Origin of the sequence: Acinetobacter sp. 148, from assembly GCF_031196675.1 — a bacterium.
In the GTDB taxonomy this organism is placed as follows: Bacteria; Pseudomonadota; Gammaproteobacteria; order Pseudomonadales; family Moraxellaceae; genus Acinetobacter; species Acinetobacter baumannii.
Window position 1 is genome coordinate 1 of record NZ_JAVIMT010000005.1, and the last position, 18,632, is coordinate 18,632.

Annotated in this window: 15 protein-coding genes and 1 tRNA gene; 8 read left to right on the top strand and 8 right to left on the bottom strand. The window is 38.1% G+C overall.

From position 1 onward, the window contains the following. The 3 genes from RFX69_RS00050 to queA form a co-directional block, all read right to left on the bottom strand. The coding region (locus tag RFX69_RS00050; RefSeq protein ID WP_309168450.1) for a hypothetical protein at positions 1-1,038 on the bottom strand (1,038 nt) is incomplete at its 3' end. A 92-nt stretch (positions 1,039-1,130) separates the two neighbouring features. After that, a complete protein-coding gene (locus RFX69_RS00055) occupies positions 1,131-2,132 on the bottom strand; it encodes a hypothetical protein (RefSeq protein ID WP_289332757.1) in 1,002 nt (333 codons plus the stop codon). Between the two features lie 85 nt (positions 2,133-2,217). After that, positions 2,218-3,255: a tRNA preQ1(34) S-adenosylmethionine ribosyltransferase-isomerase QueA gene (gene queA, locus RFX69_RS00060; RefSeq protein WP_289332758.1), complete on the bottom strand. Its 1,038-nt coding sequence runs from the start codon at positions 3,253-3,255 to the stop codon at positions 2,218-2,220. A 181-nt stretch (positions 3,256-3,436) separates the two neighbouring features. On the opposite strand from queA, the gene RFX69_RS00065 reads away from it, so the two are divergent. The 8 genes from RFX69_RS00065 to RFX69_RS00100 all read left to right on the top strand — a co-directional run bounded on the left by RFX69_RS00065 (position 3,437) and on the right by RFX69_RS00100 (position 12,946). Further along, positions 3,437-3,523: transfer RNA gene (locus tag RFX69_RS00065), tRNA-Leu, on the top strand. A 534-nt stretch (positions 3,524-4,057) separates the two neighbouring features. After that, positions 4,058-5,326 (top strand): sensor histidine kinase KdpD, encoded by a 1,269-nt coding sequence (locus tag RFX69_RS00070; protein ID WP_271056140.1) that lies wholly within the window; start codon positions 4,058-4,060, stop codon positions 5,324-5,326. A gap of 68 nt (positions 5,327-5,394) precedes the next feature. After that, positions 5,395-8,145, top strand: a complete 2,751-nt coding sequence (glnE, locus tag RFX69_RS00075; RefSeq protein ID WP_000990834.1) for a bifunctional [glutamate--ammonia ligase]-adenylyl-L-tyrosine phosphorylase/[glutamate--ammonia-ligase] adenylyltransferase — start codon at positions 5,395-5,397, stop codon at positions 8,143-8,145. A gap of 24 nt (positions 8,146-8,169) precedes the next feature. After that, positions 8,170-9,096, top strand: a complete 927-nt coding sequence (locus tag RFX69_RS00080; RefSeq protein ID WP_001046506.1) for a branched-chain amino acid transaminase — start codon at positions 8,170-8,172, stop codon at positions 9,094-9,096. A 67-nt stretch (positions 9,097-9,163) separates the two neighbouring features. Then, positions 9,164-10,051: a mitochondrial fission ELM1 family protein gene (locus tag RFX69_RS00085; RefSeq protein ID WP_125267909.1), complete on the top strand. Its 888-nt coding sequence runs from the start codon at positions 9,164-9,166 to the stop codon at positions 10,049-10,051. Between the two features lie 13 nt (positions 10,052-10,064). After that, a complete protein-coding gene (locus RFX69_RS00090; protein ID WP_000499406.1) occupies positions 10,065-10,874 on the top strand; it encodes a polysaccharide deacetylase family protein in 810 nt (269 codons plus the stop codon). Between the two features lie 2 nt (positions 10,875-10,876). Next, entirely contained in the window at positions 10,877-11,860 is a 984-nt protein-coding gene (locus RFX69_RS00095) for a glycosyltransferase (RefSeq protein WP_125267908.1), read from the top strand. 12 nt (positions 11,861-11,872) lie between these two features. Next, positions 11,873-12,946: an ELM1/GtrOC1 family putative glycosyltransferase gene (locus RFX69_RS00100; RefSeq protein ID WP_289332759.1), complete on the top strand. Its 1,074-nt coding sequence runs from the start codon at positions 11,873-11,875 to the stop codon at positions 12,944-12,946. 503 nt (positions 12,947-13,449) lie between these two features. Here RFX69_RS00100 and RFX69_RS00105 read toward each other — a convergent pair. The 5 genes from RFX69_RS00105 to RFX69_RS00125 all read right to left on the bottom strand — a co-directional run bounded on the left by RFX69_RS00105 (position 13,450) and on the right by RFX69_RS00125 (position 18,516). Beyond that, entirely contained in the window at positions 13,450-14,469 is a 1,020-nt protein-coding gene (locus RFX69_RS00105; RefSeq protein ID WP_125267906.1) for a glycosyltransferase, read from the bottom strand. 35 nt (positions 14,470-14,504) lie between these two features. Next, positions 14,505-15,443, bottom strand: a complete 939-nt coding sequence (locus tag RFX69_RS00110; protein ID WP_270900927.1) for a glycosyltransferase — start codon at positions 15,441-15,443, stop codon at positions 14,505-14,507. Continuing rightward, a complete protein-coding gene (locus tag RFX69_RS00115; RefSeq protein WP_001251491.1) occupies positions 15,443-15,661 on the bottom strand; it encodes a hypothetical protein in 219 nt (72 codons plus the stop codon). The genes RFX69_RS00110 and RFX69_RS00115 overlap by 1 nt, the downstream gene beginning before the upstream one ends. Before the next feature lie 141 nt (positions 15,662-15,802). Beyond that, positions 15,803-17,581, bottom strand: a complete 1,779-nt coding sequence (aspS, locus tag RFX69_RS00120) for an aspartate--tRNA ligase (RefSeq protein WP_000986451.1) — start codon at positions 17,579-17,581, stop codon at positions 15,803-15,805. Positions 17,582-17,751: 170 nt separating this feature from the next. After that, positions 17,752-18,516 (bottom strand): DUF4184 family protein, encoded by a 765-nt coding sequence (locus RFX69_RS00125; RefSeq protein ID WP_001116939.1) that lies wholly within the window; start codon positions 18,514-18,516, stop codon positions 17,752-17,754. Between the last annotated feature and the right edge of the window lie 116 nt (positions 18,517-18,632).

Below are 18,632 nucleotides of genomic sequence, written 5' to 3' on the forward strand. Positions count from 1 at the left end.
AAAAGTGTCAACACACCCTAAATTAAGCATGAATTGCTGAAATTTTTCATATTGCGGCATAGTCATGGTACGTAAGTGACCACGTAATGCGGGAATATCATGAATTTCACTACGTTTACTGATGGTTTGAAAAAGATCTTGCTCACCGAGATAACATAATATTTGCTCTTCATGATGATAAATTAAATCCCCGCTAAAATGTTGAAAAAAATCATGAAGTTTTAACGTTAGACTTGGACTCATTTCTTTAGCTAACTGGTGCTGGTCGGTTCCGAAAATACTCAGTTCTTGGTTAATGAGAATGTCGCTACTTTGCCATTCGCTTAAGTATGGTTCAAAAAAGCGAGAACGTTGATTACTTACAGCAATACCTAAGGCTGGTATTTGAAAAATAAAAGCGCCCCATAAGTCTTTATGAATCTCTTTTACTATTTTTTTATCGCTGTTCTGGTCTTGAAGAATAGGTAAATTATTTACATAGTGGTATTTAAATAGCAGCACTTGATGATCTGTAATGCCGTCATTCCATGTTACTGAAGCAAACTCGGTAATTTCATTCGCTTCATTGCCTCGGTTAAAAAGTGGAAAGTGTTGTTTTAATTTGCTTAAGACTAAAATGGGTTGGGCTTGTATTGGAAGATAAGCTGGTAACTGCTGAAACTTTAGGCCATAACGTAAAGCAGTCATACGCTGTTCTAAATAATGAATAACTTCAGTTAAAGGTTTTTGCGGTTCATAGAGCAAATAGGCGAGGAAACCAGTTAAAAATGCCCATAATAGACTCCAAATATATTGAATATGAGGATGAAAAAAATATCCAAACAATAGCGTCGTAATACTGCAAATACTTAATAAATACGACAGGGTATTCACAAAACGAAGGTTATGATCTTCACGCCATGGATGTAACGCATTTAAGAGTTCTTGATCTGTTTGTGACTTTTGTCCAGCATCCCAAAGTCGGGCAATATTACGAAAGACCTGTGTATTTTTTTTACGTCTTATATGAAGTGCTTGTTGTGCGGTATCAATTGGCATGAAAGTAATGAGTTGATTATCATAAAGTGCTAACTCTAGATTATCTTTTAAATTGAAAGAGATAAATAGAAATAAGTCTTAAATAATTACTTTTATGACTTCAGTATTTGAGTTTCATCAATGAAATGCTGCAATATATTTGCAAACTGCTCAAATTCTGGCATTGAAAGAGTTTCAAGGCATTCAGCAAGCTCACGTACACTAGTGCCATATAAACTTTGCTGGCGTAAAAGATTTACATTACAGAGCCAACATAATGCAGATGTTTCAGGGTGTATATAGAAATCCCCTGGGAACCCTTCCAACATTTTTTCTAATAATAACAATCGATCAGGGCTTAGAAATTTTACTAAGTCCAATTCATTAATTCCGCTTTGTTGGTATTTTTGATTAAAACGAATATCACTTGATTCCCAAGCTACTCCTAAGCGACAAGCCTTTTTCTGTTGACTTGAAATGCTGACGCCGCGAACTGGAAAATTCTCTAAAATGATGCCGTATAAATTGTAGCTAACATCTTTTAGTTCCCATTTACCTTTTGAATTATAGGCCATCTCTCGATTGAGATAATGGTATCTAAATATTTTATAGGGGTGAGTTGTTTCTCTTACTTGCCACTTGCCGTGTATTGCAGTTAAAACTGAATTTTGTTGATTGCCTAACTTAAACAAAGGAAAGTCTGAAGCAGATGTTCCTTCTTTTGGTAGGTTATCTTCAGTTGCAAATTTGAAATTATATTTATGTTCATAATAATAAGTTTGGATATCTTGAAGTAGGCAAATCAGTTCGGCCGTCGATGCTCTATGATAAAAACCATAAAAAATCGCAAGAATGGCAAAAGGGAAGAAGTAAATCGAGATTAAAAAGCCTAAGGCCATACAAACTAAGGCGAAAATTGTAGCATTCCAAAAAATATAATTTCGAATATCAAGTTGTTGGGGGCCTGTCCAATTCTTTAATGAATAAACAAGAATATCAGGTGGTAATTGCTGATTAAGTAAATTTCTTAATGCCTCAATATTGCTTAAAGTAATTTTGTTATGGGTATTTTGATTGTCAAAAGCACTTTGAATTTTTTGAAAAAGCAGTTTCATAAATTTTATTATTAGTCGAAATTGTAGTTGGGTCAGCTGGGTTAAACCTCGAATTAACTTATAAGATTTAACCCAGCTTTAATCTTTAAACTTCTAATTTATCAATCAGCATTGCATCGCCATAACTAAAGAAGCGATAGCGATCTTTAACGGCATGTTCATAAGCAGCCAAAATATTTTCTCTATTTGACAATGCTGAAACTAACATGAGCAGGGTAGACTCAGGTAAATGGAAGTTAGTAATTAATCGGTCTACGATGCAGAACTCATAACCCGGATAAATAAAGATTTGCGTATCACCAGTCCATGCTGCGATTTTTCCGCCATGCGCTTGAGCTGCACTTTCTAAAGCACGTGTTGCAGTTGTACCGACAGCAATCACTTTATTACCGCGTGCTTTAGTTGCCAAAATTAAATCAATAGTTTCTTGAGGAACATCACACCATTCACTGTGCATGACATGATTCGTAATGTCATCAGTACGTACAGGCATAAAAGTACCTGCACCGACGTGAAGAGTCACAAAGGTTTTCTTAACGCCTTTTTGGTCTAACTTTGCTAACAACTTTTTGTCAAAATGCAAGCTTGCTGTTGGGGCAGCCACACTGGCAATTTTTTCTGGATTATGGAAAACCGTTTGATAGCGTTCAGTATCAATTGCTTCTGCTTCACGATTGAAGTAAGGCGGGATAGGTAAATGACCATATTGCTCAAGTACTGGCAAAATTGGTTGTGAAAACTCAACGACAAATAAGTTTTCGTGACGGCCACGCACAATCACAGGAATATTGTCTTCACCAACAAAAAGCTCAGCCCCTGCTTTAGGTGAGTTGCTCGCTTTAATATGGCAATATGCTGTGGTGTGGTTCAGCATACGCTCAACCAAAATTTCAATCGCCCCACCTGTGGCACGTTTTCCTTTAAGTCGAGCCTTCATGACTTTGGTATCGTTGAGTACCAATAAATCGCCTTCTTCGAACAGATCAATAATATCTGTGAACATATGATCGTGATATTGGCCCTTAGCATCTAAATGCAATAAACGCGAAGCACTACGTGTTTCGAGTGGGTAACGGGCAATAAGTTCATCGGGTAGTTCAAAGGAAAAGTCAGACAGTTGCATATTCAGGAAAAACACCGCAAAAATTGCGCCTAGTATAAACTTTTTCGCTTTTTAATGGCTGTGCTTCTGGTCTAAATCATGAAAAATGTTTAAATGATCTAAAAGTGAACGATAATATTCACTTAGGGTTTGACAAGTTTTGCAAAAGCGCTAATATACGCAACACAAACATACTTCCTCTCCCGAGGTGGTGAAATTGGTAGACGCGGCGGACTCAAAATCCGCTGTCAGAGATGACGTGTCGGTTCGAGTCCGACCCTCGGGACCAAGATTCAGAATCTTATGATTCTACGAAAACCCCTAAGCTAACGGCTTAGGGGTTTTTTGTTGGATATAAAAAAGTTCCTAGACTTTAAGAAATTATGAGCTACTTGCTTTGGTTCCGAGGGTCGGGATCAAATCGCTTATAAATTTAGAGCTATTAAAGTTTTTTTAATTTTTCAATTCAAGCAGACTTTATTTAAATATGAAATGCATTTGATAAAAGCAAAATTTGAGTCGAAGTTAAGGTTTCATATTTATAAGATGATTTAAGCTAATTTTTATCTCTTTTCTAGCTAATTTTGACTTCCTATTTCTTATTACTTACAACTCTTTCTTCCAAAAAAATTGTTGTATTTTTCTAAAGCATACCCACTTTATGTATCTGAAAACCTTTAATTGAAACTTCACATTTCTATTTCGAAAAGAAAGTTGCTCTTTTAATGTACTGTGTTAAAGTTTGTAGTAGATCATAATGATTATAAGTACATTCTTCAAAAGAGCGGTTCCGACCAACAATGACAAAATCTGTGAGGCGGGCATGACACAGCGATTAGAGCTACATCAGGTAGAGCAGTTAACAGCTTGTAAAATATCACTATTACTTGGATTAAATGCCGAGCAGAATTATATTGAGCAATTTTTCCGGTTTAGTCTTCGCCTGTTGAAGTGTCAAAAAGCTTTGCTTACTTTTAATCAGGAACCTTATTTTTGGCATCATTGCCCGGATGGCGTGACTGCAATTTCCTTTAAACCTTCAAGACACCTAAAACAATGTTTTGCTAAACAACAGGTGATTCATCACAATCATCCTTCTTATCAAAATTTAATCAACTATTTAAAAGAGCTAAATATTGAATGTGGGCGTGCCTTAGCTGTCCATTTAGTGCAGCCTGACCAGACATCTATGGGATTTGCAGTTTTCTTCGATGACGATGAAAATTGTTTTGAAGATGATCAAATTCAGTTGCTTCTCGATTACTGTTCTAGTTTTATGCAACAAGTCGAGTTGAAGTTTAATTATGAAGAATTAAATGAACTCTATGAGCAGCAAGTCGCACTGAACTCGAGTAAAACAAAGTTCTTTTCTATTATTTCGCATGACTTGCGGGCGCCGTTTCATGGCTTATTAGGTTTCTCCGAAGTGTTAGCTAAAGAACGTGAAACACTGGATGAATCGAGTATTCAAAACATTGCTGACTATTTATACGACACTTCTCAATCGACCTATAACTTACTTGAAAGTTTGCTGACATGGGCAATGGCCGAAGGTGGTCGCTTTGTTTATCACCCAATTAATTTTAAGCTTAGACAAGTGAGCAATATTGTTTGTGATGTGCTGCATACTTTGGCTTTAAAGAAAAATATTGAATTGGTAAATGCGGTTTCCGAAGATTTAAAAATCTATGCCGATATCAATATGATGACTTCCGTGATCCAAAACTTGGTGTCAAATGCATTGAAATTTACCGATGTTGACGGCTCTGGAAAAGTGTTTATTGAAGCGAAGCAGGTGGGTACAAATGTCGAAATCACTGTACGTGATACAGGGCTTGGCATGACTGAACAGCAAATGGCAAATTTATTCCATCCGCGTATTACAGCAAGCTTTAAAGGCACCGCTGGGGAAAAAGGTGCGGGTTTAGGTTTGAGCTTATGTAAGCGTTTTGTCGAGATTAATCAGGGGAAAATTAGTGTAACTTCCCAAAAAGGAGTGGGAACGACATTTAAAGTTTTATTACCTTCTGCTCAAGAAGTTCCTGAACATCATGTAGAGCAACAAAATACATCTGAAGCAAAATTGGTTTAATCCCTTTTCCTACTACTACTTGAACTGCTATAACTAAAAAGAGAGTCTGAGGAAAAGAGCTTTTTTATATGAATGCGGAGCAGTTACAAAAAACATTGCGTGCCAGCCAATATGCTGAACAAGTTTTAGGGTTACATCAGGCTGTTTTAGAACAAGATTATCAAATAGATCAATTTGCTGCACCGCTCTCAACAGAACAAATTTACCAACTTGTAGACACCACCCTTGACGGAATTGGCGATGAAATAACGTGGATGCGTGCGCTTCGTATACTGCGCAGTCGTTTAATGTTTCGCTGGATCTGGCAAGATGCCAATCAACTGACGGATGTCGTTACACTTACTCGTGAACTTTCAGACTTTGCCGATGCAAGTATTTGTGCCGCAAAGGCTTTTGCTCGTGTTGCATTGGTTGCTAAACATGGCGAACCATTAAGTTATTCAGGCAAAGTTCAAGATTTGATTGTGGTTGCCATGGGTAAGCTTGGGGCACAGGAATTAAATCTATCAAGTGATATCGACCTGATTTTTGCCTTTGATGAGCAAGGCGAAACCAACGGTCGTAAATGTATTGATGTACAGCAGTTCTGTATTTTGTGGGGACAAAAACTTATTTATTTACTTGAACATATCACTGCAGATGGTTTTGTGTTTCGAGTAGACATGCGCTTACGGCCTTGGGGAGATGGCTCAGCATTAGCGATTAGCCATGCAGCTTTAGAAAAATATTTAAGTCAGCATGGCCGTGAATGGGAACGTTACGCATGGATTAAGGCACGCGTAGTTACTGGGGGTAAAGAAGGGCAAGACTTATTAGAAATGACACGTCCTTTTGTATTCCGTCGTTATGTCGATTACACCGCTTTTGCTGCTATGCGCGATATGAAAGCGATGATTGAGCGCGAAGTATTACGTCGGCATATTGAAGATGACATTAAGCTCGGGGCAGGCGGTATACGCGAAATTGAGTTTATTGTTCAGGTGTTCCAGCTTATTTACGGCGGTTCTAAACGTGAGCTGCAAGATCGTCAATGTTTGGTCAGTCTTGAGCATATTGGTGAGGCAGGCTTGTTAGAAAAACAGGCCGTACTAGAGCTTGAAGATGCTTACCTGTTTTTGCGCCGTGTTGAACATGCAATTCAAGCCTTGAATGATCAGCAAACGCAACTATTACCAGAAGAAGCAGATTTACGACAACGCATTATAGATACCTTGGGTTTTACGAGTTGGAATGAATTTATTGATGTTCTTAACGAGAAACGCCAAAAAGTAAAAGTCCAGTTTAAGCAGCTCATTGAAGACACAAGTTCCAATGCAGCTACCGAGAACTTTGGACAGTTAGAGCAGCAGCTAGATGAAGTGTTAGATGATAATGCAAAAAATCTAATTCATGAGTTCTGGCATGGTCATGCACTTAAAAAACTTCCTTCCAATGCGGTGCAGCGTTTAAAAACGTTTTGGCCCCATTTAATTGAAGCCATTTTACAGTCTGAACAACCACAAACTGCATTATTACGTTTAATGCCACTGATTGAATCAGTCATGCGTCGAACCGTCTATTTGGTAATGCTGATTGAAAGTAAAGGGGCATTACAACGCTTAGTAAAAATGGCGACAGTGAGCCCGTGGATTTGTGAAGAGTTAACGCAATATCCGGTATTGCTGGATGAGTTCTTGTCGATGGACTTTGAATTACCAAAACGTAAGGACTTGGAAGACTCATTACGTCAGCAATTACTTCGTATCGAAATTGATCAGGTTGAAGATCAAATGCGGGTACTTCGCCTGTTTAAAAAGAGTAATGTGTTAACGGTCGCTGCAAGTGATGTGTTAGCTGAAAGTCCTCTTATGAAGGTATCTGATGCTTTGACAGATATTGCAGAAGTCAGTGTTAATGCAACTCTTAATTTAGCTTATCAGACCGTAGCAAAGCGTCATGGTTACCCAAAAGATGTCGAAGGAAAACGTTGTTCACTCGATTATAAAGCTTTTGCCGTTATTGGTTATGGCAAGGTGGGTGGTATTGAGCTGGGTTATGGTTCGGACTTAGATCTGGTCTTTATTCACTATCTAGATGAACAAGCCGACACGGATGGTACTAAGTCAATAACTGGTTTTGAGTTTGCTATGCGTGTCGCTCAAAAGTTTATGTCTTTAATGACCACTCAAACGCTTGATGGCCGCGTTTATGAAATTGATACACGTTTAAGACCTTCAGGTGAGGCTGGTTTATTGGTGACAAGCCTGAAAGCCTATGAGCATTATCAGTTGAAAAGTGCATGGCTTTGGGAGCATCAGGCATTAGTTCGTGCACGTTCTATTGCAGGTGATGAAGCGCTTTGCCAAAAATTTGAAATATTTCGCCGCGAGATATTGACTCAATCTAGAGATGAGGCTTATGTTCGTGAGGAAGTGCTGAAAATGCGTCAGAAAATGAAAGACCACTTGGGTTCATCTTCTGAACAAAAAAAACATGGTATTTTTCATTTAAAACAGGACGCAGGTGGTATCGTAGATATCGAATTTATGGCACAGTATGCTGTACTTGCATGGAGCGGGACGAAACCCGATCTCGCCCATTATTCTGATAATGTAAGAATATTAGAAGATGCTGCTAAAGCAGACTGCTTATCCAGTGAAGATGCCACAGCATTAATTCGAGCCTATCTTAGTGAACGTGCCGAAAGCCACCGCTTAGCCCTTGCGAATCAATCCATGCAAGTAAGCGCAGCGGACTGGCGTAGTACCCGTGCGGTCGTTTGCAATTTATGGCAAAGATTAATAGACCCAACCGCCTCGGTTGAGTTGGATAGTGAATGATTTTATAACAATTTGGAGTGTTCCATGAATTTGGCTGATCGTGATGGTTTTATTTGGCAAGATGGACAATTAATTGATTGGCGTGATGCAAAGATTCACGTTTTAACCCATACTTTACACTACAGTATGGGTGTATTTGAGGGTGTTCGTGCTTATGAAACTCCTAAAGGTACTGCAATTTTCCGTCTTCAAGACCACACAAAACGTTTGTTAAATTCAGCAAAAATTTATCAAATGAAAGTGCCGTATGATCAAGCAGCGCTTGAACAGGCACAAATCGATGTTGTTCGTGAAAATAAATTAGCTTCTTGCTATTTACGTCCACTGATCTGGATCGGTTCAGAGAAACTTGGTATTGCAGCAACGAATAACACCATTCATGCCGCTGTTGCAGCATGGGCATGGGGTGCATATCTTGGTGATGAAGCAATGGCGAAAGGTATTCGCGTTAAAACTTCATCATTTACTCACCACCATCCAAACGTGACCATGTGTAAAGCAAAAGCATCTGGTAACTACACGTTGTCAATTCTTGCTCACCAAGAAGTTGCACATTCTGGTTACGATGAAGCAATGCTTATGGACCCACAAGGTTATGTGTGCCAAGGTTCTGGTGAAAACGTATTCTTGATTAAAGATGGCGTTTTACACACTCCAGATATTGCGGGTGGTGCACTTGACGGTATTACACGCCAAACCGTGATGACGATTGCTAAAGATCTTGGTTATGAAGTTGTTGAGCGTCGTATTACGCGTGACGAATTCTATATTGCTGATGAAGCATTCTTCACAGGTACTGCTGCTGAAGTAACACCAATTCGTGAATACGATGACCGTCAAATCGGTGCGGGTTGCCGTGGCCCAATTACCACTGAAATCCAAAAGACTTTCTTTGATGCAGTTCAAGGTAAAAATCCAAAATATGAACACTGGTTAACTTACGTAAAATAAGTTAATCCGTTAACATGAAAAGGCGAACGTTGGTTTCGCCTTTTTATTTTTGGGTTAGGGAGCTTTTATGCATATTGTCTATGTCTCTGATGGTAAAGCAGGGCATCGCTCACAAGCTTTAGGCTTGTTTCAGGCGATGCAAAGACAGCAGGCAAATGCAACTTTTGAAGAAGTCTCTATTAATGACTTGCCTGTTATGTCCTTAATCAAAGCGCTTTTTTCTTCAAAAAAGTCTCTATTTCAACAGACACCCGATTTTATATTTGGTGTTGGAAGTCATACGCATTTTCGTGTCTGGTTGCTCGGTAAAATTTTCAAAAAGGCCAAAACGATTATTTTAATGAAGCCAAATTTACCGACGGTTTGGTTTAATTATGCTGTGATTCCAGAGCACGACGGTATTCCTGCGAATAATCGAGTGATTGTTACGCGTGGGGCATTAAATCCCATTCGTAATGAAAAACGCCATCAAGCTTCTAGAATTTTAATTGCATTAGGTGGTTCGTCAAAACGGCATCAATGGAACCAAGAAAAAGTATTATTAAGCGTGCAAAAGATTGTTGAGAATAATCCGGATGCCGAAATCATTTTAACGACTTCACGTCGAACACCAGCAGAGTTTATTGATATTTTAAGACAACAAAGTTTTGCCCCACATTTACAAATATTTCCGGTTGAGCAAACACCTCAGGGCTGGATTTTTGAAGAAATGCAAAAAGCAGAAGCTGTATGGGTAACAGAAGATAGCGTTTCTATGGTTTTTGAAGCACTTACTGCGGGTTGTCGCGTAGGGGTCATCGCAATCGATCGGTTGAAAGACGATAGAATTACGCACTCGATTGATCAAATGATAGAATCACAACTAATCTCACAGAATACTTGTGTCGTACAGTTACCACAACCTTATGCTTTTAAAGAAGCAGACCGTGTGGCAACATATCTTTTAGCGAAATAATGAGTTTGGCATTGTGTTTTATATCCTGATTTTACTGGTCTTGCTTATTGTGTTATTTAGCTATAAGTATGCGTGGTGGAAGCCAGCAGTGGATTGGAATCGACCACGTGTATTGATGTATCACATGGTACGAGACCATATTAATGGTGCCAAATTTAATAAGCTTCGGGTCAAGCCCGCTGAGTTTGAAAAGCAAGTTGCCTGGATGAAAGCGCAAGGCTTCCATTTTGTAACGATGCACGAATTGCAAGAGAACTGGGGAAAGCACCCTGCCAAAACAGTTGCCATTACCTTTGATGATGGTTATTTAGACAACTTACAAAATGCTTATCCTATTTTAGAAAAATATCAGGCCAAGGCAACCATATATGTGGTGGTTGATCGTCATGATCGTGATTGGTCAACCTATAAAAAAGAACATCATAATAGTGGTGAACTCATGCGTGAAGCTAAGTTGAATGATGCTCAAGTCAAGCAACTGGCAGATAGCGAACTGATTGAAATTGGTTCACATACGTTAACGCATGCTAATTTAAACAAACTGGATGATACGGATTGTTTAAAAGAACTAACTGATTCAAAGCAGTGGCTTGAACAACTGATAGAAAAGCCAGTAACCAGTTTTGCTTACCCATTTGGTATTTACTCAGACCGAGATGTTAAACTGGCGAAACAGTCAGGGTATAGCAATGCAGTGACCACAATCGAAGGCATTGATGATGAACAGCCGGACTTTATGCAACTACAACGTATTAAGATCAGCGGAAAAGATTCATTATTTGCCGTCAAGCTTCGTTTAAAACTTGGTACGCGTGAGGGCTAATCATGAAAATTACGCTTGTGATGGCGAGTGATGAGGAAGGTGGCCTAGAAAAGCATGTACTTGAGCTGGCTGCTGGTTTATCACAAGCACATAAAGTTTCTTTAATTGCACATCAGAAATATCAAAGTCAGGTGGAAAGTTCGGTGAACTTTGTTGCTTTTGATATGAGTGGCAGTCGTTATAACCCGTGGACGAAATATCTGCTTAAAAAAACAATATTGGGGACAGAACCACAAGTGCTACATGCTCATGCTTCTAAAACGGCCAAACTGTTGCAAGGCATGATTGCAGGTTTTAATTTCCCTTGTGTGGTGACTATCCATGGTGCAAAGAAAAAGATTGATTCTTACTTGGCATTTGATCATATCATTTGTGTGAGTAAGCGACTCGCGCAGATTGTGGGGCAGCCGGAAAAACTCAGTGTGGTCTATAATGGTATTTCTTTGAATATGCCTGCTCAATCATTTGTAAAAAATAGAAAATTTATTGCCATTGGACGTTTAAATGAAGTGAAAGGTTTCGATCTTTTACTGGCTGCTTGGCGGAACATTTCACACCAATTAACTATTGTTGGTGATGGTGAAGAACGAGAAAAGTTAGAGCAATTGATTCAAGAGTACCAATTAGCTGATCGGGTTCACTTGTATGGGTATAGTGACAATATTCACCCATTGATTACAGACCATGAGGCTTTGATTGTGTCTTCCTTGCGTGAAGGGGGTCCGTATACACTTGCTGAAAGTTTATTGCTTCAACGTCCTGTGTTAGGGACTGATGTCGGAATGATGGCTGAGTTTATTCCTGTTGAGTTTCTATGTGAACCAAATAATATTGAAGCATTGCAACAAGTGTTTCAAAACTATTTGGATGTGGTAGCCCCTGAAGCAAGTTTTAAAAAGGCTTATGCTCTGGCACAGGAACAACTGACTTTTACAAAAATGATTGATCATACGGTCCAAGTCTATCAATCATTGCTTTCAGCATAGGATGATAGATTAATGGCACAACAAAAACCTTTTATCCTAGCGTTGACCGATGGTAAAGCAGGCCATGAAACTCAAACTCAAGGAATAGTGCAACTACTGAATCAACAGCAAGAGTATCAGGTCGAATGGGTTCAATTAAATCTACCTAAAAAATGGTTGTATCGTGTTCTGAAGTTACTGATCAAGTTTTCAATAAATACAGAGTGGTTACGTTATTTTTTTGATGCCCAAACCCTAAGAGCATTAGAGCAGAAACAGGTTACTTATATTGTATCTGCAGGGGGAAACACTCTACTTGCCAATCTATTACTCAAACAACATTTAGACAAAGATCAGTCTGTGAAAAATTTGGTCGCGAGTTCATTACGGGGGATTCGCGCTAACTTGTTTGATGTGGTATTTACTACTCATGAACAACAAGCTGTTTTGCCTCATTATTTTTACTATCCAATTGCACCGAATAAAATGAGTGCTTTACCTCTAACACGCGAGCAGGCTCGAGAACATTTGAGTATTCAAAATGCTGAGCAAACGATTGCAGTTTTGATTGGTGCTGACACTAAAACAGTAAAAATTGGCGAGGTGGCACAATGGGTAACAGTTTTACAACGGATTCGCCAGCAATATCCTACAGCGCGATTACTACTGACAACATCACGAAGAACATCGGTTACTTTTGAAAAAGAATTGCAGAAACTTGCCGAGCAGTATGGCATTTTTCAGCTCCATGATCAGTTAACATGGGTAGCACAAGGGCAAAGTTGCGATATTAAAGATTATATTAAAGCAGCAGATTGGGTTTTGGTGAGTCCAGATTCTACTTCCATGGTTGCTGAGGCTGTAATGTCAGGAAGCAAATTAGTGGTAGCTTATGATGAATTGGGCTTCCAAGACGGGCATATTGAGGCACAGTTAAGATTCTTAGCTAAACAACACTGGTTGTATTTATTAAATTTAAGACAATACTATAATTTTCCAGAGATTTTAGAAGAATTACAGGTGCAGAATCATACAAAAGAAATAACTAGAAAATTAAAAAATATTTTTGTGCATATCTCGGATTCGGCAGGATTAAAAAATAAATAATTTTCTTTTAATAGATAGTTGTAGACCTCTTTTAATTAGTGATAGCCGTAGTTAGCTTATGGGAATTTTCATTTCACCAAAGTTTTGCTCAGTAGAGTATAGGTCTAATAATTCTTACTGTTGTACATGACAATCTATCATTATTTCAAAGAGCTGTATTGGGAAAATTATATTATATAAGCCATTTTATTTATAAGGTTGAATATTGGGTGTGGCGGTAGATAATTTTAAAGATACAAAAACTTATAGAAAAATAGAGGAAAAAATCTAATTTATAGATTGAAACTATGTTTTGAATCCCAAAAGAATTCTTTTAGGGTATTAGAAAATAATAGCTATTTTTTATAAAACAATTAACTATTACTGATAATAAAGGAAATAATGTTTGTTTATCTAAGATGACCAAGACTTTCACGGGATTAGTCTTTGCAAGAAATTGATCAAATACTATTTTATGATAAAAATCAAATCAATGATAAATTTCAAAAAATAAACTCTTTTTGTTATTTGGATTGTTTGAATAAAGCCTTATATGGAGCAACTAAGCAAATTGATAAAATAAATTGTATAAGTAGTTTTAGAGTATAAATTGGAACAATATACAAAGGTAAAGTCTGAAGCGCTATTATACTAGTTGGAATAATACGTTCATAATAGCGGCGGCGAATAGCCAAAGAAGCATTTTTTCTTAATTCTTTTGATAAACATTTTTGGTTGATTTGATAAGCTTTATTTGCTTTAGGATGCTGTTGAGAATAAATTTTTAAGAAATGTGAAATATTTTGGCGAAATAAAATGACTTGACGTCTAACTTCAAAATGATCTCTTTTCTTTTTTGCTTGAGCAATAACGCTTGTATCATGATAACGAAAATAGTTTAAGCATTCATGAGAAAAGAAAATATCACCTTGAGATACAATTTTCGCCCAGATTTCCCAATCACCGATGAAACGCAATTTTGGATTAGCGCCCCCAACATCAAAATAACTTTGTTTTTTGAAAATAACTCCACTAGCATTAGGAATAGTATTTTGAGCACTTAAAAATCTTTCGATGTACTCAAGGCCAGCCATTTCAAAATCTTTTCCAAATAACTCAGGGTTAACATGGTCTGTAAAATCTTTCCAGGTTCCTGTAACTTCACCGTGTGCATTCATACGGTAAGATTGACTATAGGCAAGAACTAGCTTAGGGTTTTTTTCAAAATGAGGGACTAATTTTTCTAAAAATTGTAAGTCAGCAACATCATCAGACTCTGCAATCCAGATTAGATCGCCCTTTGCTAGATGCATGCCTTTATTCCATTGGCAAAAGGTTGAACCCGAATTTTGTTTATTGATAATGCAATGTGAAACTTTAGGGTGGCTTTTATACTTTTCTAAAATTGCTGCACTATGGTCTGGGGAAAGATCATCTAAAAGAATTAATTCAAATTGCGAATAGCTTTGATTAAGAATGCTCTCAATTCTGTCTTCTAAATATTGCGCGTGGTTATAACTTGGTACAATAACACTAACAAACACGTGAGGGAGACCTATAAAAAGTTAAAATAAAAAATTTAAGTTTGAAACACTAGGTCAACAATAGTCTCTAACCTATTTTTATAAGTATGACTTTGTTGAACTTTATACATGGCTGCTTCAGCGCTGATTATTGGGTCTTTTAACTTCAATTGCAATTCTTGCGGATTCTCAAATGAAATTATTTCATTTTTGATATCAAAAGCATAGTTAAGATCTTCAACATACTCGCTTACCAGAATACAACCACAAGCCGGAGCTTCGAAACAACGCATATTCATACCTTGACGAATGTTTTTCTTGTTAATGACATTCAAGATGTAACGATGCGTTCTGTAGAGTTCGGCAACTTCAGTCAAAGAAATATTGTGAGGGTGAACAATACTGTTTGTTTTGCTGAGTTTATCCCATCCTTTCCCATAGACAGTGATGGGAAGGGGAATCTGTTCAATGAGTTCTTGTCGATCAGGCGACCATGCGCCTACAAATAAAAGACGATCATCCTTTTGTTCATTGCTAGAAAAGAAGACATCTGGGTTATAAGCAAGAGGTAGATAAATGGCGTAATTTAGCCCCATAGCCCTCGCATCTTCGATAAAGCTAGAATCGGTAAAGCAATATAAATCAATGACGTCTTTAGATTTTAATAAGCGTTCATCAAAAAAGTCACCAATCCAATGTGCTTTTTTGCATGGAAAGTCTGCCAAAACTTGCAGTAAATGATCATTAAAATAAAAAAGATCGGCAATGAGAATCAAATCTGGCTGAAACGTTTGCAGTTTCTTTTTGAGTAAATTTGCCGTATATATATCTTTGTTTGGTAATAGCTTTTTTAGAAACCGATCGGTGGTATTGTTATGATTTAAGGCAAAGCCTTGGATTTCATAATCAGGGCTTTGATGGGCAGCAGCAAGAATATTTTCGTACCACTGCAAAATACCGCCGCGTTTACCAATGATGAGCAGTTTCTTTTGCATTACTTTTTATCCGCATTACCTTTGAGCACCATATAAATTAGGGCAACAAAGATAAGTAATGCACCGACTAAACTACTTACACAGAAATAAAGAATACGTTGGTTCGTTGTGAGGTTAAATAGTTCATTCGCAAGGATGTAGCGCATGAAAAACCATTGTGCGAGGGAGAATACAATCACGACTAAAGCATGTCGACGTACATCTGGGCGCATAGCCATAAAGCTGACCTCTTAATTGAAAGCAGCTTATTATGCCACTGACGTGCTTTTTCGCAAAGGATAGCTTATAAAAACCGAATGTTTGTTTGATATTGTTTAATAAAAAACCCTGCAATTGCAGGGTTTTTTATTAAAGAGCAATTAAGCTTCTTTCTTTTGTTGTTCACGTAAGCGGATGCCCAAGTCACGAAGCTGGTTTGCTTCAACAGGAGCCGGTGCTTGAGTAAGTGGACATTCAGCAGTTTTCGTTTTAGGGAACGCAATAACATCACGAATTGAAGTCGCGCCAGTCATAAGCATTACTAAACGGTCAAGACCAAATGCCAAACCACCGTGAGGAGGTGCACCGTAACGAAGCGCATTGAGTAAGAAGCTGAATTTTTCTTCTGCTTCTTCATCGGAAATACCAAGCGCTTCAAAAATCGCTTTTTGCATTTCTAATGTGTAAATACGAAGTGAACCACCACCAACTTCAGTACCGTTCAATACCATGTCGTAAGCAACAGAAAGTGCTTCGCCTGGATTGCTCTTCACGTCTTCTACGCTAGATTTAGGTAATGTGAATGGATGGTGAACAGAAGTCCATTTGCCATCGTCAGTTTCTTCAAACATTGGGAAGTCAACAACCCAAAGTGGAGCCCACTCACAAGTGGCAAGGTTCAAGTCATGACCGATCTTGACACGAAGGGCGCCCATTGCATCATTTACAATTTTAGCTTTGTCCGCACCAAAGAATACGATATCGCCATTTTCAGCACCAACACGTTCAAGCAATTGCATTACGATTGGTTCGATGAATTTAACGATAGGAGATTGAAGGCCTTCAATTCCTTTTTCGATTTCATTGACTTTAATGTACGCTAAGCCTTTTGCACCGTAGATACCGACAAATTTAGTGTATTCGTCAATCTGACTACGTGTTAATGAACCTGCGCCCGGTACACGAAGTGCTGCAATACGGCCTTTAGGGTCTTTAGCTGGACCTGCAAATACTTTGAACTCAACTTCTTGCATTAAGTCTGCAACATCAACGAGTTTTAACGGAATACGCAAGTCTGGTTTGTCAGATGCATAATCACGCATTGCTTCGCTGTATGGCATACGGCGGAATTTTTCAAATTTTACGCCAAGCAAGTCGTTAAATAATTTAACAGTCATGCCTTCCATCAAATCCATAATGTCATCGTCGTTTAAGAACGATGTTTCAATGTCGATTTGAGTAAATTCAGGCTGACGGTCAGCACGTAAGTCTTCATCACGGAAACATTTCGCGATTTGGTAGTAGCGATCAATACCACCAACCATCAACAATTGTTTGAATAATTGTGGTGATTGTGGAAGTGCATAGAAGCTACCATTTTGTACTCGGCTTGGTACTAAATAGTCACGCGCACCTTCAGGGGTTGCACGAGTTAAAATCGGAGTTTCAACGTCTAAGAAACCATGATCGTCTAAATAGTTACGAATCAAGTTGGTTACTTTAGAACGGAAGCGTAAACGCTCTAACATTTCTGGACGACGGATGTCCAAGAAACGATATTTTAAACGGTGTTCTTCAGACACATTAATTGTGTCGTCATTTAATGGGAATGGTGGAGTTTCAGATGCAGCAAGAACTTCGATTTCTTTGCCTAAAACTTCGATTTGACCACTCACCATATTTGGGTTTTCAGTACCTTCATAACGGCGACGAACACGACCTGTAATTTTTAATACATATTCAGAACGTGCTTTATCTGCAGTTGCAAATGCTTCTGGAGTATCTGGGTCAATAACCACTTGAACGAGACCATCACGGTCACGCATATCAAGGAAAATAACACCGCCATGGTCACGGCGACGATGTACCCAACCGCATAATGTAACGGTCTGGTCGATTTGGGCTTCAGTTAAAGAGCCACAGTAATGAGTTCGCATCATGATGAAGATTATCCAAACTATATTGGCTGAAAAGACGGATGCGTAAACCGCGCACCGTCAAAAAAATAAGTTTTCGATTATGCCCTGTTGAATGGCATGCCACAAGAACTAGATCAAAAAACAGCTATAATTTAGCTAAAAATGAGCAATTTGGCAGCAAGTTTAGCTATTTAGCCCATTCTTTGTTGTCGATCTAAAAATAAGAATAATAGACATCCCAAACTAAAAGTACTTAACCAACCTTGCATAAACTCATTAATAGAGCGGCCAGTAAAATAATAGGTATCAGAATGCCAAACCTCATGGGGAATATAACGGGCATAGTCCCAAAATGAAAATAAGCCTAAAAGTGTAGATAAAGCAAATAAACACCAAGCAAAAATTTTAATTTTATAATTTACTTTCCAATGCTGTTTATGGCGCTGATAGTAATGAATACTCATCCAGCCTAAAAAAGGTAATGCCAGAGCAGAAGAACCAAGTTGAAGAAGGCGATGCAATGGATAAGGGCGGCCAAACAAGTGAACAGTTTGCGATAAAAAGTCTTGAAATATAAAAGTTCTAAAGTCTGAGTGGGTAAGCCCATCCCAAATGAGATGTGTTGCTATACCAATGAGTAGAGCAATTATGATTCCAATAAAAAAGCTAAAAAAATGTCTAAAAGAATCTAGTTTTAAATCGTGTTGGATACCAAAAAAACGGTAAACCACAGGTCGGTAAAGTAAATACCAAATGACACAGAATAATAACCCTAATGCAAGATTAGGGTAGAAAAGCCCCTTCCATTGATGAGTCAGCATACCTGATTGCATTGTAAATAAGCGGTAAAGATCGGGCGTCATACTGCCAATTGCTAAGGCGGCAATGGGTAACGTATTTCGGCTCAATTTAGCAAGTGGAGGGGCGATAACTGCATGGGAGATTGTAAAAGGCATTAGAAAAGAAAGCTTCTCACATCATCAAAAAGTTGAGTCTATCGAAACATGTCATTAACGAATGTTTTTTATTGCAAAACAACTGAAATGTTATAATATAACAAAACAAAAGGCGT

Bases quoted from the DNA above. Each gene is read 5' to 3' on its own strand.
- RFX69_RS00110 (WP_270900927.1), bottom strand. From the start codon at position 15,443: ATGCAAAAGAAACTGCTCATCATTGGTAAACGCGGCGGTATTTTGCAG.
- RFX69_RS00100 (WP_289332759.1), top strand. From the start codon at position 11,873: ATGGCACAACAAAAACCTTTTATCCTAGCGTTGACCGATGGTAAAGCA.
- RFX69_RS00085 (WP_125267909.1), top strand. From the start codon at position 9,164: ATGCATATTGTCTATGTCTCTGATGGTAAAGCAGGGCATCGCTCACAA.
- aspS (WP_000986451.1), bottom strand. From the start codon at position 17,581: ATGATGCGAACTCATTACTGTGGCTCTTTAACTGAAGCCCAAATCGAC.
- RFX69_RS00055 (WP_289332757.1), bottom strand. From the start codon at position 2,132: ATGAAACTGCTTTTTCAAAAAATTCAAAGTGCTTTTGACAATCAAAAT.
- RFX69_RS00070 (WP_271056140.1), top strand. From the start codon at position 4,058: ATGACACAGCGATTAGAGCTACATCAGGTAGAGCAGTTAACAGCTTGT.
- RFX69_RS00115 (WP_001251491.1), bottom strand. From the start codon at position 15,661: ATGGCTATGCGCCCAGATGTACGTCGACATGCTTTAGTCGTGATTGTA.
- RFX69_RS00095 (WP_125267908.1), top strand. From the start codon at position 10,877: ATGAAAATTACGCTTGTGATGGCGAGTGATGAGGAAGGTGGCCTAGAA.
- RFX69_RS00125 (WP_001116939.1), bottom strand. From the start codon at position 18,516: ATGCCTTTTACAATCTCCCATGCAGTTATCGCCCCTCCACTTGCTAAA.
- RFX69_RS00080 (WP_001046506.1), top strand. From the start codon at position 8,170: ATGAATTTGGCTGATCGTGATGGTTTTATTTGGCAAGATGGACAATTA.
- queA (WP_289332758.1), bottom strand. From the start codon at position 3,255: ATGCAACTGTCTGACTTTTCCTTTGAACTACCCGATGAACTTATTGCC.
- glnE (WP_000990834.1), top strand. From the start codon at position 5,395: ATGAATGCGGAGCAGTTACAAAAAACATTGCGTGCCAGCCAATATGCT.